Source organism: Propionispora vibrioides (genome assembly GCF_900110485.1).
GTDB classification, from domain to species: Bacteria; Bacillota; Negativicutes; order Propionisporales; family Propionisporaceae; genus Propionispora; species Propionispora vibrioides.
Map to the genome: position 1 here is coordinate 61938 of NZ_FODY01000024.1, position 15778 is coordinate 77715.

The 15778-nt window shown below is 44.7% G+C and carries 17 protein-coding genes, 1 rRNA gene and 1 riboswitch; of the genes, 17 read left to right on the plus strand and 1 reads right to left on the minus strand.

Annotated elements, in window-relative coordinates:
• The first annotated feature begins 1 nt into the window (after position 1).
• The 7 genes from BMW43_RS16375 (at position 2) to BMW43_RS16405 (ending at position 6225) form a co-directional block, all read left to right on the plus strand.
• Positions 2–811 carry an HAD family hydrolase gene (locus tag BMW43_RS16375; RefSeq protein ID WP_091750105.1) on the plus strand — a complete coding sequence of 270 codons (810 nt, stop codon included), beginning with the start codon at positions 2–4 and terminating at the stop codon, positions 809–811.
• Between the two features lie 134 nt (positions 812–945).
• Positions 946–1230 carry a hypothetical protein gene (locus BMW43_RS16380; protein ID WP_091750108.1) on the plus strand — a complete coding sequence of 95 codons (285 nt, stop codon included), beginning with the start codon at positions 946–948 and terminating at the stop codon, positions 1228–1230.
• Between the two features lie 110 nt (positions 1231–1340).
• Complete coding sequence (locus tag BMW43_RS16385; RefSeq protein WP_177173640.1) at positions 1341–1928, plus strand: DNRLRE domain-containing protein; 588 nt, start codon at positions 1341–1343, stop codon at positions 1926–1928.
• 58 nt (positions 1929–1986) lie between these two features.
• A complete protein-coding gene (locus BMW43_RS16390) occupies positions 1987–2754 on the plus strand; it encodes a DUF429 domain-containing protein (RefSeq protein ID WP_177173641.1) in 768 nt (255 codons plus the stop codon).
• Positions 2755–2851: 97 nt separating this feature from the next.
• Positions 2852–2945: riboswitch (cyclic di-GMP riboswitch) on the plus strand.
• A 123-nt stretch (positions 2946–3068) separates the two neighbouring features.
• Complete coding sequence (locus BMW43_RS16395; RefSeq protein WP_091750117.1) at positions 3069–3587, plus strand: V4R domain-containing protein; 519 nt, start codon at positions 3069–3071, stop codon at positions 3585–3587.
• 28 nt (positions 3588–3615) lie between these two features.
• Positions 3616–5220, plus strand: a complete 1605-nt coding sequence (locus tag BMW43_RS16400) for a PAS domain S-box protein (protein WP_091750120.1) — start codon at positions 3616–3618, stop codon at positions 5218–5220.
• Positions 5221–5280: 60 nt separating this feature from the next.
• On the plus strand, positions 5281–6225 hold the full coding sequence (locus tag BMW43_RS16405) for a DUF1848 domain-containing protein (protein WP_091750124.1): 945 nt from the start codon (positions 5281–5283) through the stop codon (positions 6223–6225).
• A 59-nt stretch (positions 6226–6284) separates the two neighbouring features.
• Here the strand turns inward: BMW43_RS16405 and purB are convergent, their stop codons facing one another.
• Positions 6285–7646 (minus strand): adenylosuccinate lyase, encoded by a 1362-nt coding sequence (gene purB, locus BMW43_RS16410; protein WP_091750127.1) that lies wholly within the window; start codon positions 7644–7646, stop codon positions 6285–6287.
• Positions 7647–8058: 412 nt separating this feature from the next.
• Here purB and BMW43_RS16415 point away from each other — a divergent pair, with 412 nt between their 5' ends.
• The 10 genes from BMW43_RS16415 to BMW43_RS16460 all read left to right on the plus strand — a co-directional run.
• Positions 8059–8556: a hypothetical protein gene (locus BMW43_RS16415; protein WP_245732548.1), complete on the plus strand. Its 498-nt coding sequence runs from the start codon at positions 8059–8061 to the stop codon at positions 8554–8556.
• A complete protein-coding gene (locus BMW43_RS16420) occupies positions 8540–9307 on the plus strand; it encodes a 6-carboxyhexanoate--CoA ligase (protein ID WP_091750130.1) in 768 nt (255 codons plus the stop codon). Before BMW43_RS16415 ends, BMW43_RS16420 begins: the two co-directional genes overlap by 17 nt.
• Positions 9307–10470 (plus strand): 8-amino-7-oxononanoate synthase, encoded by a 1164-nt coding sequence (bioF, locus tag BMW43_RS16425; RefSeq protein WP_091750133.1) that lies wholly within the window; start codon positions 9307–9309, stop codon positions 10468–10470. The genes BMW43_RS16420 and bioF overlap by 1 nt, the downstream gene beginning before the upstream one ends.
• A gap of 9 nt (positions 10471–10479) precedes the next feature.
• Positions 10480–11235, plus strand: a complete 756-nt coding sequence (gene bioD, locus BMW43_RS16430; RefSeq protein ID WP_091750136.1) for a dethiobiotin synthase — start codon at positions 10480–10482, stop codon at positions 11233–11235.
• Positions 11216–12598 carry an adenosylmethionine--8-amino-7-oxononanoate transaminase gene (gene bioA / locus BMW43_RS16435; protein WP_091750139.1) on the plus strand — a complete coding sequence of 461 codons (1383 nt, stop codon included), beginning with the start codon at positions 11216–11218 and terminating at the stop codon, positions 12596–12598. The genes bioD and bioA overlap by 20 nt, the downstream gene beginning before the upstream one ends.
• A 105-nt stretch (positions 12599–12703) precedes the next feature.
• Positions 12704–13267: a hypothetical protein gene (locus tag BMW43_RS16440; protein ID WP_091750142.1), complete on the plus strand. Its 564-nt coding sequence runs from the start codon at positions 12704–12706 to the stop codon at positions 13265–13267.
• A gap of 40 nt (positions 13268–13307) precedes the next feature.
• Positions 13308–13823 (plus strand): DUF456 domain-containing protein, encoded by a 516-nt coding sequence (locus BMW43_RS16445; RefSeq protein ID WP_091750145.1) that lies wholly within the window; start codon positions 13308–13310, stop codon positions 13821–13823.
• Positions 13824–13905: 82 nt separating this feature from the next.
• Complete coding sequence (locus BMW43_RS16450) at positions 13906–15042, plus strand: iron-containing alcohol dehydrogenase (protein ID WP_091750147.1); 1137 nt, start codon at positions 13906–13908, stop codon at positions 15040–15042.
• A 101-nt stretch (positions 15043–15143) separates the two neighbouring features.
• The gene (locus BMW43_RS16455) at positions 15144–15395 is read left to right on the plus strand and encodes a hypothetical protein (protein ID WP_091750150.1); all 252 of its coding nucleotides are present in this window, start codon (positions 15144–15146) and stop codon (positions 15393–15395) included.
• Positions 15396–15714: 319 nt separating this feature from the next.
• Positions 15715–15778: ribosomal RNA gene (locus BMW43_RS16460) — 16S ribosomal RNA — on the plus strand; the annotation flags it as partial.

A 15778-nucleotide genomic window follows, 5' to 3' on the forward strand; every position in this document is an offset into this window, starting at 1 on the left:
TATGAAAATAGATGCAATTGTTTTTGATTTGGATGGTACTTTGCTAAATGACAAAAAGGAAATCAGCCGGGAGAATAGGGTCGCGCTAGAAGAATTAAGGCAGGCAGGGATTAAGATTATTCTGGCGACCGGGCGCAATGATGTCTATGTGAAAGGAATTGTTGCGGAGTTGGGCGGAATTGAGGCTATTATTTCCTGCAACGGAGCTTCGATTAGACGGTCTTATACGGATGAGATAATCTATAGCCAGTTTTTGGATAAGGCTTCCGTATTGGAGATTGCAAACCACTGTTTTACCGGGAAATTTGACTTTACTGCCAGCGTCTATGGTGCCATGTATTGCGTGGAATATAGTCGGCGGGTAAATATTTTTCATGAATATAATCAGCAAATGCCTAAAGCCTATAGGGTTCCGGTCAAAGTAATGCAGTCAGCCCAAGAACTGGCGCAGCAGGATGTTCTGAAGATGTTTATCTGGCAAATGGCCGGCAGGGAGCAGTCAGTTTTCCTGGAAGCTTTTCACGCGGCGGCAATTACCGTTGTTTCTTCGGAAAATGGCGGCATGGATGTCAGTCATGCCGAAACCAGCAAGGGGAAAGCCATTGCTATTTTCGCTGAGAGGTATAATATACCGCTGCATAGGATAGCCGCCTTTGGCGACTACAATAATGATATCAGCATGTTTGAGACAGTTGGCTATTCGGTGGCGATGGGAAACGCCTCGGACAAGGTAAAAACTCATGCGACCTATGTGACTAAAACCAATAACGAGGCTGGCGTCGCCTGGGGCATTAAAGAATATTTAGAATAGACGCAAAGACAAACGAATGGCAGGATAAGTGCAGTGAGTCTATTCTTTTTCTTGTAAATAGGCGGACAGTTATGTTTCCTTCTTGGCAAGTGATTCATATTATGTAATATAGTTAGAAAAAAGGAGGAAATAGTATGCCGTCTCTGATTAATTCGCCTGCCGCATATTCAATTAGCAGCAGCAATGAAGGGTCACTTGTAGAAATAACAATTACCAACAATAACGCCAGCGGTGGTGCGGCACTGGCCAATTTTATCGTTACTGCCATCTATGTAGGGGCCGACACCGAGTATGTCTGGACACAAGAGGTTGCCACGCTGGCGGCCCAGGCCTCAGTCACTTTCGATTTGTCAATTGATAGTGAAACCTATAATGTTGCTAACTTGCATGTGGGGATAGCTTTTCTGAATACTCCATAGCTTGGGGGAGAGTTGGGGATGTCCTCAAACTCTCTACATAGACACATGCTTTTCGATTATGGGATTACTGCTGCATGTTCGCCGAATGTATTGAAAAAGGGGCTGTTGGTATGGCGGTTGTCAATATTCCAGCCAGTAAAAGTCTTACTTTATCAAGTAAAATTCCTTTGAAAAATATAAAACGAAACAAAATTTTTATCGGAGGCCAGGGAAGATATGTGTATTATAGTTACCTCTTTTTTAATATAGATATGATTCCTGGCAATATTTCTTTATTAACTGCTAAGTTGGTCTTGTTTAAGACCGGTAAGTTGCAGGAAACAAGGAGGTTTGCCATTTATCCGCTGCTGCAGGAATTTTGTTCGCTAACAACCTATTTGCATAGTTGTCCCTTTGAGGTATGCCCAACGCTAAGACGAACCTTTAATGTGTCTGCAAGTGATATCGTCGTTGAAACAGATATTACCGAGTTGTTTGGTAGATGGCTTAACAATACGCTGGTGAACAGGGGAATCGCGATTATTGAGGAAAAATTTAACTTTCAAGTGACCGGACGTACTTCTTTCGGTTCAGCGTACTGTAAAGATAAAACATTGATACCCTATATAAGAGTTGTGTATAAAGAAAAAGAAGGATCGCCTTATTTTCCCATACCTAATATCGGCTATTGTGCCACCGTTATTCCTTGCCAATCATAAGCGGTCATGTATATCATTGTATTAACAATGATATTTTTTTATGGAAGGAAATACAGAAATGGAAGCAAGAACGGGCGGTACTGGCTGGGTGGGCATTGACAGTTGCAAACGAGTGGGAAAATATCGGGGCTGGGCAGTGTTTTGGCACGACTTGTCCGGCCGGTATGGTTTTGCAGATTATCCGGACATTACCAAGCTGATGACAGAGCATAATGATGCCGGCTGCCTGCTTATCGACATCCCGATTGGATTGCCGGAAAATAGTCAGCAGAATGTGGCTAGACCGGATCAGAAATTAAGGAGCAGGCTGCCGGGAAAAGCGTCCAGTGTGTTTAATACTCCCTGCCGTCAGGCCGTTTACGCCCAGGACAAGCAGACCGCCAAGGCTTGCAACCTGCAGGTGCTGCAAAAAAGTCTGTCCGAGCAGTCACTGGGATTTACGCCGAAAATTCGCGAGGTGGATCAATTCTTGCTGGAACAGCCGCAATACATTGGCCGTCTGCGGGAATCGCATCCGGAGTACGGTTTTGCTATATTAAACGGTAATAAACCGCTGGTGAGCAAGAAAACCCTCCCGGAGGGACTTAAAGAGAGAACACAGTTGCTTTCAGAGTATTTTATACAAGCCGAACAGGCTATGGCTGAAATCCAAAACCGTTATCCCAAACAATTGCTGGATGATTTTATGGATGCCATGGTATTGTCGGTTATTGGCCGGCTTGGTATGCAGTATGGTTTTTCTACTATTCCTCAACAGCCGGTAGGAGATAGTCGAGGAATTCCGATGGAGATTGTATACAGTGAGCCGCGCCTGAAGGAGAGCTAGATTGTAACAGGAAAATATGTTTTTTTGTCAAGGACAGAAGGAAAAGTGACAGCCAGTCTAGAAATGTAAAATTTATGTAGAATTTGTAAAAAAACGAAGAATTTTTTGGCAAACTTGTCGAAAGACAAGGACGCAAAGCTATGGATCTAACTATACCAAATGACGGTATAAATGATTGCCAAGCCGCAACTAGGTTTTGGCGATTTTTTTTTAATAATGGAGATTATTTGAGGCGTTAAGTGTTGAATTTAGCTTCCAAGTGCAGCTAATCTGAGTGTGCTTGCATGGAGTCAAACAAAAAGAGGAGTCTGGTTATGGAGCGAAAATATGAATTTCAATGGGAATTACTTGGTGATCTTGCTGCCGGCAGGCCTAACCTGGGGCCGATGGTTAGCACTGATGTATACAGGCTTATGCAGTTTTGTTTTCGCGATGTGCTTGAAAAACATTACGGAACGGAAATGGTCGATACTTTGTTCTATGAGTCAGGGTTGCTGGCGGGAAAACAATTCTATCAAAACGTTATTAGGGATGTAAAAGATTTCAATAGTTTTGTTCAGGCAATACAAACAGCTCTGGCAGATAAAAAAATCGGAATTCTACGGGTTGAATCGGCCGACCATGAAAACGGAAAATATGTAATGAGTATTTCCGAGGACTTGGATTGTTCCGGCTTGCCGGAATTGGATTATGAAGTATGCGTGTATGATGAAGGTTTTATAGCCGGGCTTCTGGAAGGGTTTACCGGCAAGCAGTATAGTGTTAAGGAGATTGACTGCTGGTGTACAGGCGATAGGACTTGCCGGTTCACTGCTGAAATATCCGTGAAGTGAATCTTTGGTTTTAGAGAGGGATATCCACGTGCGTAAAGAAATGGAAGAAGAAATCAATGAAATAGTGAGAGAGTTATATCAGGTGATAAAGGGAAAAGATGTGACAAACGGTGATTCTGCCTGCGCGGAAAAACATCCGGAGTTTGCCAAGCTGAAAAACGAGCTTCTCTTGCTTAGATCTTTTACTGATACACTTGCTAAAGGCGATTTGTCTTCTACAATAAACTTACGCGGATATTGGCCGGGTGCGTTAAAGGCCCTGCAGTCCAATCTGCGCCATTTGACTTGGCAAACAGGGATGGTTGCTTCCGGTGATTATAGCCAACGGGTTGATTTTATGGGAGACTTTTCCATTGCGTTTAATAGCATGGTACTTGGTTTAAAAGATGCGGCAGAAAATGAGCGAGGCTATATTGCTGAGCTTGAAAAACAGCAGGAAATCATTCGGGAAAGTGAACGAAAATATAAATTTATCGCTGAAAATACGGGGGACGTGATCTGGCTGTTGGATACCGACGGCATTATCCGATATATAAGCCCCTCGGTTGAGAAATTATTAGGGTTTGCAGCAGTTGAACTAGAGGGGAAAAATTCGCAGCAAACGACACTTACCTTTTTGTGGAGTGCTTTTCAGAAGACTACGACTGACAACATTCAATGGCACAGCAGTAAAGTACCGGTCATTGTGGAAGAGGAACAACTGCGAAAAGACCGGAAAGTGATCTGGCTTGAATCTTCCATAAGCATTGCCCGGGATCAGGCGGGGACCCATATTGGCTATATTGGTGTTACCCGTAATATTAGTGAAAGAAAAAGAAATGAGAGTCTGCTTTATCAGGCGTATGAAAGAAAAAAGAGAAGTGAGTTTTTTAATAAACTGGCTGTCCGGAATGATATAAATGATCTGGCGTTGCAGGAGTATAGTGGAAAAAACAAGCTTCATATCCCAAAAGATTTTTCTTTATTGTTTTTTGACGTAGATACTGTACCGGGAGTGTCTGATACAGCCGATAATCATTACCATAAGCAGCAGCTCGTGGATTTCCTGATTGATATATTAAATAAGAAGAATAATACGATTGCCTGGGAGACAGACATTGGTATTGTGGTCCTTAGCGATTTTGCTTCATGTCCCAACCATAAAGAACGGGAAACCGAACTGGCGGAAAGTTATGTAGCTTATATAGGTGCCTATGTCCGTAATATTCATGTTACAGTGGGAATTGGAAACTATGCAGAGGGTTGGTCAGGTTTGGCTAACCGGTTAAACAATGCGAAGACTTCGGTACGGATTGGTAAACAGGTTTGGCCGGAAAGATATATTTATCATTATGAAAATTGCGGGATTTATCAGGTGCTTGCTCCTTTTGCCGTTACTGACGGAGCAGTTGATTATGTGCATCAAATGATCGGCCCACTGCTGCCGCACCCTAACTTATTGGAGACACTGGAAAAGATTTTATCAGGTCTAAGCTTCAAGGAGATTGGTACGCAGCTATATTTGCATCATAAGACTATTCAACTCAGAAAGCAGCGGATTGAGCAAATTCTAAATATATCGCTTGATTGTTATGAGACGCGGACAGCGTTGGCTACAGCTCTCCAGTTGTTGAAGATTTTAAAACTTGGCTGAATCTTGGCAGTGATTGTATAAGATATAACGAAAGCGCCAGCGGGGAAGTGGGAGATAACAATGATTATCAGTGCCAGCCGACGGACAGACATACCGGCTTTTTACTCGGATTGGTTTGTCAATCGTTTGCGGGAAGGTTTTGTTTATGTGCGGAATCCGATGAATTATCGCCAGATATCCCACATTTCACTGAAGCCGGAAGTGGTTGACTGTATTGTTTTCTGGACCAAGAATGCTTTGCCGCTGCTTACGAAATTGCCTGTTATTGATGCTATGGGGTTTGTATATTATTTTCAGTTCACGATTACGCCTTATGATGCAAAACTGGAACGACATGTACCTGACAAATATCAAATTATCGAAGGTTTTAAACGTTTAAGTGATACCATTGGCAAAGAACGAGTAGTCTGGCGCTATGATCCGGTGATTGTCACGAAATTTTTTTCTGTAAGCAAGCATCTGGAATGTTTTTCCGCTTTGTGCCAGTCTTTGCGAAACTATACGGAGCGTTGCGTTTTTAGTTATGTTGATGTGTATGGCAAGCATAAGGGCAGACAGGAAGGGGCAGCGATTGTTGAACTGGAGGACGAAGCGAGGCAGACGATTGCGCGAGGGTTTGCCGATATTGCCAGAGAGAACCGGCTTATTTTGCAGGTTTGTGTGGAGGACCTGGATCGGCAGCGATACAATATAAGCGAGGCCGCTTGTATCGACCGGGAAATTATTGAGACAGTAACCGGGTATAAATTGAAGCCAAAGAAGGACAACAATCAAAGAAGCGGTTGCCGTTGCCTTGAAAGCGTGGATATTGGCGCGTATAATAGCTGCCGGCACGGTTGTAACTATTGCTATGCAGTGGACGATGATTATGGAGCCTGTAAAAATTCAGTTTACCATCAAATCCATTCTCCGTTGCTGCTGGGGCAAGTAGAGGCCGGGGACCGTATCATTCCAAGGAAGTTGACTGTTTTACGGGATAAGCAGGAAGCGTTGTTTGAACTATAGAAAAAGGCACGGACTCTGTTCAAAGTAGAAGAGAGTCCGTGCCTTTTTGGATTATTGTGTTATGACTTACGATGCTTAACGAGGCTGGCAGCTATGCCGATGTAGGAGCAAGGTGTTAGGGCCAATAGACGGGCTTTGGCCTCTGCCGGCAGGTCAATGCTGGTGATGAATTCTTTAATTTCCGCTTCACCAATAGTTTTGCCGCGAGTTATTTCCTTTAATTTATCATAGGGGTTTGTATGGCCGTGCTTACGCATAACCGTTTGTACCGCTTCGGAGATTACTTCCCAGGCATTAGCGAGATGGGTGTTAATTGCATCGGCATTAACCGAAGTTTTGGCGAAACCCTTGGCGGCATACACCAAGGCCAAATGAGAATAACCGATAGCTGCTCCTATATTTCGTTGTGCCGAGGAGTCGCTTAGATCTCTTTGTAAACGGGAAATTGGTAATTTATTGGCAAGGTGATCTAATAACGCATTACTTAAGCCCAAATTGGCTTCTGAATTTTCAAAATCAATAGGATTGACTTTGTGCGGCATGGTGGAAGAACCAACCTCGCCTTTGACGGTTTTTTGTTTGAAATACCCGAGTGAAATGTAAAGCCACATATCGCGGTTAAAGTCGAGAACGATGTTATTAAAGCGGTTAATCGCATGAAAACATTCGGCGACATAATCATGGGATTCGATTTGCGTGGTCAGTGGATTGTAAATTAATCCTAGACCTTCGACGAAGGTTCTGGATACAGTTTCCCAGTCTACTTCCGGGTAAGCAATCGCATGTGCATTAAAGTTGCCAACGGCGCCATTGAATTTCCCCAGATATTCCAGCGCGCGGATTTGCTTTAACTGGCGGTTCCAGCGATAAATAAATACAGCCAGTTCTTTACCTAACGTGGTAGGCGAGGCCGGTTGCCCATGGGTATGGGCGAGCATAGCCACATCCTTTAACTCCTCCGCCTTCTCTGCTACGGCGGCGACCAATTTTTCGGCTGCCGGCAGCCAGACATCCTGGATACCATGTTTTAACATTAAAGCGTAGGACAAGTTGTTGATATCTTCCGATGTACAGGAAAAATGAATGAACTCGACTACATCGGACAGTGAGCTTTCCGACAGAGTTTCCCGTATGAAATATTCAACCGCCTTTACATCATGATTGGTCGTTCTTTCAATTTCCTTGATTCGTCCGGCAGCGTTCTCATCAAAATCAGTGACGATATTGCGCAAGAAATGCACTTCGCCGGCAGTTAGCGGGCGGACTTCCGGAAATTCAGGCTGGGCCGCCATCGCAATGAGCCATTCAATTTCTACATGGGTCCGGTATTTCAGTAATGCCCACTCCGAGAAAAAATCACCTAATGGTTTTGTAATGGCTCCATAACGTCCGTCAAGCGGACTTAACGATTTAATAGTCATCAATATCCCTCTCTACTATATAATAATATACATAAAAATATCGTGCGTTAAAGTCATGCACATTATGCTTTTTGATTTTGCCAATACTATTTTACCATTATTGTTAAGTTGTGGCTATGGGGGAAAGTACTTCTGTTGATTTTTGTCGATCAAATAAAGGGGATGAATGGAAGGGCTTAAGAAATACAAGGTGAAATTTTCCTGGCTTTTAATTTACATGTCTTTTAGTAAGTAGTATAATCCTATTGTTAACCTACTTGGTTTATTTTGGTTAACAATAGGATTATATTGCTATGGAGCCGGGAATGATAGCTAAAATTTAATGTAAGTATTACATTTTGGTATGAAAGTAAAGAAAGTCATTACTCAGGGCAGAGGCAACGAAATTGTTAAAAGTAAGGAGGAATAAAAGGTGAGAGAGAATGTCCGCTGGATGACAGAGGTTGCCCTATTGGCCGCATTTTTATCTGTTGCCGGTGCTTTTAAACTTCCCGGATTATTACCGGGGACAGAGTTTCAATTGTCGGCTCCACTGGCAGTTGCTATTTGTGCTGTATTTGGTTTTGCTAAATATATTACCGCCGGTTTGTTGTCGAGCATGGCAGGGCTGATGCTCGGAACGCAGTCTGTATGGAATGTAGGCATAGCGCTTATTTTCAGGTGTGTTGTCGGTGCCGTTTTTGTATTAGGGGGGAACCGGTGGTTGACAGTTGTACTAGCTGGGCCAATTGCAACAATCACGTCTAGACTAGTTGTGGGGGGAATCCTGGGAAATATGGCAATACCTTTTATGCTGGCGGCAGTACCTGGCATAATATACACAGCCATAACTGTCTGGCCATTGACTATATTATTAAAACGGATAACGGAGAGAGGAAAGAAGGCGATCGTGTATGTTGTACAGCGTTAGAATGCGAGCTGCCGAAGGCGGTTCGCATGAGCAGGGGGGCAAGCATATTTCCGGAGCGGAGAAGCTAATTCAACGGGATTCTCTAACAGAAACGGCGACGAATATGCTTGTCCGTGCGCTGGAACATAGTCGGGGTAGTGCTGATTTTATTAATTTAACAGTTGAGGCCGTTTCCTTACATTCAGTTCAACGGACCAAATGTTTACCAATCCGGTCAGTTTACACTGAAAACCCGGATGAGGGACGGAAAAGGGCTTGCGAGACCCTCATTGCCTCTGGCGTTTCGCCGGAAGCCGCTAAGGCGGGCATCGGGTGTTTGACGGATTTGCCTGTTAGTCTGAGAGGCGCGATGCTGGTGGATGCGCAAACCGGCAAACGTCTTGATCCACTACTCTTACGGGGGGTACGGGTTTCGCGTATGGATGTGGAAAATGAAGCGGCTTATAAAAAATGGTTGCAGCAGCAAGGCTATTGTAATATTCACATTCGGGAAGCGGTTGTTTTGGCATCTAAGGTTATGGCCGCATCGGGAATGGTTGCGGAATTATGTTGGTCTGACGATCCGGAATATACGGCCGGCTATGTGGCGACATCCGGTCAATATACCCGGTTTACCCAGCTAAAGCCGGCAGGAAGCGAGATAGGAGGGCGCGTGTTTTTTGTGAAAGCCGGCACGGATATAAACTCGCTTATTACATTTTTGGAAAATACACCAGTACTTATTGAAGTGCCGGTTAAGGAGGGCCATTAGTGGATTGGCTGCAAGAAAAACTTGAAATAATAAAATCCCGCAATTTGTACCGGCGTGCAGCAAGCTATCACGCCATTAGCTCCACTCGGGTAGAAAATTCTGGAAGAACATTTTGCCTTTTCGCTTCTAATGATTATTTAGGCATGACCCATGATCCAGTAGTTCAGCAGGCCGCTATGCAGGCGGCTAAATTGTATGGAACCGGTGCGGGAGGAGCAAGACTTACGACGGGCACTTACCCTCTTTTGGAGCAGTTGGAAAAGGAACTGGCTATTTTTAAAGAAACTCAAGCATCACTGCTGTTTAATACCGGCTATATGGCTAATATAGGAGTTATTAGTAGTTTGGCCGGTCCGGAAGATGTAATTTTTAGCGATCAGCTAAATCATGCAAGTATTATTGACGGTTGCCGGTTATCACGGGCAAAAACTGTTATATACCGTCATAAGGATATGGAAGATCTGTACCGGTTATTGAAGGATACCCCCTGTACAGGTAACCGGTTTATCATAACCGACGGTGTATTTAGTATGGATGGAGATATTGCGCCACTAAATTATATTGTGGATTTGGCCCAAAGCTGTGGAGCTATAGTTATGGTTGATGATGCGCATGCAACTGGAGTTCTTGGAGCCGGAGGAAAAGGAAGTGCTTCCTATTTCGGCCTTACAGGGCAGGTTCATATCCAAATTGGTACACTTAGCAAGGCTTTTGGCGCAGAAGGCGGTTTTGTAGCCGGATCGAGCTTGCTGATTGAGTATATAAAAAATACGGCCCGCAGTTTTATTTTTTCAACAGCCCCGGCACCTGCTGCGATGGGCGGAGCTTTGGCTGCGCTACGCCGGCTTGTTGCTGAGCCTCAATTGGTTGAACGACTGTTTGCTAATGCCAAGTATGTAAGAGAAGGTCTGCGGGAAGCCGGTGTTCCCATTGATACCGGTACGACACCCATTATTCCTATTATGATCGGTGAAGCAGAAAAAGCGGTTTGGCTCATGAATAAGCTAAAGAGCAGTGGCATTATTGTAACGGCCATCCGTCCTCCTAGTGTTCCGGATGGCACAAGCCGGTTGCGATTAACAGTAAGTGCCGTCCATGAGAGGAACCAATTATCCAAGGCTGTCGAGAGCATCAAGGCAGCTTACAGAAAAATGAATAAGTGAGGGGAAAGTATGGGTAGAGGAATATTTATCACAGCCACCGATACGGATATCGGTAAAACCTATATTAGCGGAGCGATAGCGGTGGCTTTACGACTACGTGGTATAAACACCGGAGTAATGAAGCCCGTAGCCTCCGGTGCGGTATATGGGGAAGACGGGATTTTGCGTTCGGAAGATGCCAGTTTTTTAATGGAAGCAGCCGCTTTTTCCGAAGCAAGCAGGCAGGAAGTAAACCCGGTTTGTTTAGTTCCTGCATTGACGCCGGCGGTAGCAGCAGTTGAATCAGGCACGGTCATTGAACCTAAACAGTTAGTTAAAGCCTGTAAGAGTATGCTGCGCAAAAAAGAGTTTACTATCATCGAAGGGGTGGGTGGGATCTTGGCCCCTATTTGGGAAGATTATTTGGTAGCCGATATGGTACGTGACCTTGCCCTGCCGGTGCTTGTGATTACCCGGCCTAATTTAGGCACGATCAATCATACGGTGCTTACTGTTGATTATGCCCAAAGGCATGGAATCCAGGTAAGGGGAATCATCGTCAATCATTGGAATCAGGAACAAATTAGCGTAAAAGAACGCAGCAATTTGGAGTATATTGAGCGTTTAGGCAAAGTGCCGGTATTAGGAACGTTCCCCACAGTAGCCGGCCTTGTGGCCGGTAAACAAGCTATGCGCCAATTAGGTGATTTGGCGGAACAGCATCTGGCTATTGATAGGATTCTTTGTTTTGAAGGGAGAGATGAGTATGATAGACACGGAGCGTAAGGATAAAACGTTTGTTTGGCATCCGTTCACGCAAATGCAGGATTGGGCGGCCAGGCCGCAAAAGGTGATTGCGGCGGCGAAGGGAATAAAATTGATTGATACGGAAGGTAAGGAGTTTTATGACGGAGTGTCCTCGCTATGGGTAAATATTCATGGACATCAACACAGCAAGATTGATCAGGCCATCATTGAACAGTTGGGGAAAGTTGCCCATACGACCATGTTAGGGTTGTCCAACATTCCTGCCGTTGAATTGGCAGAACAACTAGTCGCGGTGACGCCTTGCGGGTTGAATAAGGTATTTTATTCGGATGACGGTTCTACGGCAGTGGAAGTGGCGCTAAAAATGGCATTTCAATATTGGCAGCATAAAGGAAAAATGAAAAAACAAAAATTTATTTCCTTGCAACAGGCTTATCACGGTGATACGGTGGGAACGGTCAGTGTTGGCGGGATTGATTTATTCCACAGAGTATTTAAGCCACTCTTGTTTAGCACGGTTCAAATACCCTCTCCTTCCTGTTATCATTGCCAAATACATTCCGAACCCGCAATTTGCGGTTTACAATGTGCGGCAGCGTTAGAAGCCGTACTTGCCGAGCATCACGAGGAGATTGCGGCCATGGTGATTGAGCCGATGGTGCAGGCTGCCGCCGGTATGCTCATGTCCCCGTCCGGCTATTTAGCCAAGATACGGGAAATTACCCGCAAGTATGATGTTTTGCTTATTGCCGATGAAGTGGCGACAGGTTTTGGCCGGACAGGAAAAATGTTCGCCTGCGAACATGAAGGGGTTGAACCCGACATAATGACGTTATCGAAAGGGATTACCGGCGGCTACATGCCATTGGCGGCGACGCTGACGACCGATGAAATCTATCAGGCTTTCCTGGGCGGCTACTCGGAAAAAAAGACTTTTTATCATGGCCATTCTTACACGGGAAATCCGTTGGCTTGTGCAGCGGCGTTGGCAAATTTGGCAATATTTAAGGAAGAACGAGTTATCGAAGGCCTTGCTCCCAAGATTGAGGCGGCAGCTGCCAAACTAAAAGAAATGGAAGCGCTTACCCATGTGGGTAGTGTAAGGCAGTGTGGCTTGATCATTGGTATTGAACTCATGCAGGATAAGTACTGTAAAATCCCTTATCCCTGGGAAGCTGCCTCCGGTGCCAGCGTATGCTGCAAAGCCAGAGAGTATGGGCTTATTATTCGTCCGATTGGCGATGTGATCATATGCATGCCTCCGCTGGCGAGTACAGTGGAAGAAATCGAAACAATGCTGGAGATCATTAAACGCTCTATCAGGGAAATCACAGAAACCAGCATGGCTACTACGGCCTTGGTACAACCTACCGATCTATGATGATTGGCCGCAACGGCATTTTTTCTTTTTGACGGAGTGGGAAGGATTTATCTAGAAAAGAGGAGAAGACTAAGGGTAGCTTATCGCTGGGAGGAAATTAGCCATATGTCCCGAAAAAATGCCATTTTAACTTACACGAATACATTGTTTTACCCACTTGATCCCCGGGCGGAGGAAATCCATATAGAAGATATTGCGCATGCTCTGTCGCAGATGTGCCGGGCGAACGGTCATTTCAAAAAATTTCATAGTGTCGCCCAGCATTGTATAAATTGTACGTTAGAAGCCCGGGCCAGACATTTGAGTGAACGGGTTCAATTGGCCTGTTTGCTTCATGATGCCAGTGAAGCATATATTTCTGATATCACCAGGCCGGTAAAATGTTATTTGAAGGAATACTGTAGAATCGAACACAAGCTGCAACAGGCTATTTATGCTAAATTTTGTCTTGGGGACATGAACGAGGCTGAATTAAAGGAAGTTGAGGCAGTGGATAATGCCTTGTTATATTATGAATTTGAACGGTTACATCATCAGGGAATTCATAAACAGCCACCTAGGGTTTTTTCCTCACCTGACACTAGCGAGCGCAATATGACGGCAGTAGAGAGGCAATTTCTTCAATTGACGGAACAATTGCTGGAACATATAGCAAGTAAGAACAGATAATTGGAACTGTAGAAAGAATGCAAAAACAGGAGGATATTGCGTGGACATCAGTCAATTTGCCATACATAGCCTTATGCTTATTTTGCTTATAACCGGATTTTTTCTAACCGTTGTTTCTTTGCCGGGTAATTTGTTTCTTTTCATTATAGCTCTGCTGTATGGTTGTTATGAAGGCTTCCAACAGTTCAACCTGACTGTGCTAGCTACGCTTTTCGGTATGTTGGTTTTCGGTGAAGTTGTAGAATTTGCAGCAGGCGTTGTTAGTGCGAGAAAAGAGAAAGCCTCCAAACGGGCCATGCTTGCTGCCGTTATAGGGGCCGTGCTGGGCGGGGTGACTGGTACCGCGATACTGCCTGTTATTGGTTCGGTTCTGGGAGCCAGCCTGGGAGCGTTTTTGGCAAGTTACGTAGCGGAATATACTAAACAGACCGATTTGGCCAAGGCCGGTCGGGTAGCTAAGAGTGTGCTGGTGGGCCATGTGGTGGGGATGCTGATAAAAATAGCTGTAGGAGTCGGAATGATTATTGTTATGGGAAGTCACTTGCCTTGGCATTAGCACATAGGGAAAGCCCTTCTTTTTTTAGGTGGATACAACCGTAGTAATTATAAAAAGTATATTTACAAAGGAGAGCGATGGTATGAAATTTTCGTACTATATGCCAACAGAAATTGTTTTCGGCTGTGGCGGCTTTGAGCAGGCTGCCGGCCGAATTGCCCAATTGGGAACCCGGGCATTGATTGTTACAGGAAAGAGAGCAATGCAGGCATTGGGATATACTGACAAGCTGCAGCACAATCTACAGGCTGCGGGAGTCAAAACAGCCGTATTTGCAGGTGTCAGTGCGGAACCGCATGCAGCGGAAGTAAATCGTTGCGTGGCAGAATATGCCTTCTATCGCCCGGACGTAGTTGTAGCACTGGGCGGTGGCAGCGTAATTGATGCGGCGAAAGGAGTTCTTTTGGGATTATCCACAGGTGAAGGCATTGAACCTTACTTAGTAGGCAAAAAAAATGTGGATCAAGTGGCTATAACTATTCCTTTAGTTGCTATTCCTACAACGGCAGGTACCGGGGCCGAATTGAATAAAGCGGCTATTTTAACCGATGATACTGCCGGTATAAAAACGAGTTTTCGCCACCAGAATTTCTTTCCGAAGGTTGCTATTGTCGATCCTCTCCTGACTTTGTCGCTTTCACCCAAGGTTACGCTAGAAACCGGCTTTGATGTTTTTGCTCACGCTGTGGAAACCAGTATATCCAAAGCAACAAATTCTATGGTAAAGATGAATTCTATCGAAGCTATTGGTCAGGTCCGTGATTATTTGCCCTTGGCAATTCAAGATGGTGGCAATATAGCTGCACGCACAGCAATGCACTATGCCAGTATGCTGATGGGAGCGAGCTTGGCTAATTCATCGACCTGCATGCCACATCGTCTGCAATACCCTATTGGGATAAAAACCGGTTCAAGTCATGGGGCGGGGCTAATCAGCCTCTTTAGACCTTGGTTGGAGAACACTTATGAATACTCCAGTGAACAATTTGATTGTTTATTCTCCGCGTTAGCCGGAAAAAACTGCCGGGGAAAAGTGCAGGTGCTACAAGAGTTTGATCGGTTTACCGAAGCGATTGGTGCCAATTATACATTAAAGACATTTGGTCTATCGCGAGAAAACGTTCCCGAACTAGCTGATAAGGTGAGCGGTAACCTAGCCAATGATCCGGCGGGACTGGTGCCCGGAATTGTTGATGCTATGTATTTCGGTGCTGTTTAGGGTTCATACTTAATAGTGGTTAGAGCAATTAGCCCATGGGCAGTAGTCGCTTTGGACAATAGGGATAATTGCCGTCCGCTAAAAAACGATTGGAGGATTATATGAAGACTCAACCGGAGATTGTTTGGATTGTAAGCTTTGGAATTGGTGAGGATGGCGGTTTTATCAACTATTTGGTTGAACAGGCCGACTTGTCTGAATATCCTAAGCAGACAGCCGATACTTTACGTAATAAAATTGGTGAAGGTGTTTTTTACAGCAGCCAAGAGGCTGAAACCTGGGGAGAGGAGCAAATGCAGGGGCGTGAATGTGGTTGTACCTGCAAAAAAGGTTGTTGTAAACAAAAGAAGTAGTTTTTTAAAATAGAAGTTGACATAAAAATAGAAGTGTGTTAATCTATAAAAGTCGCTGAACAGGGCGGCAGGAAATGGTAAGAAAGCCAACAAAAAACAGGTTGACAGGCAAAAGCCGATGTGATAGTATGTAAAAGCTGTCGCAAGGCGGCGGTCAACAGGAACTGCGGCAACGCAGTCCGGTGTTCTCTGAAAACTGAACAATGTAAGGTATAAACAATATGCCAGATGTGCGGACTCGTATCACTTAGGTGATACAGTCACAATAAATAATTCTTTAAACAATTATAGAGCCATCAAAAGGCTCCATAAATAAATCTTTATGGAGAGTTTGATCCTGGCTCAGGACGAACGCTGGCGGCGTGCCTAACACATGCAAGTCG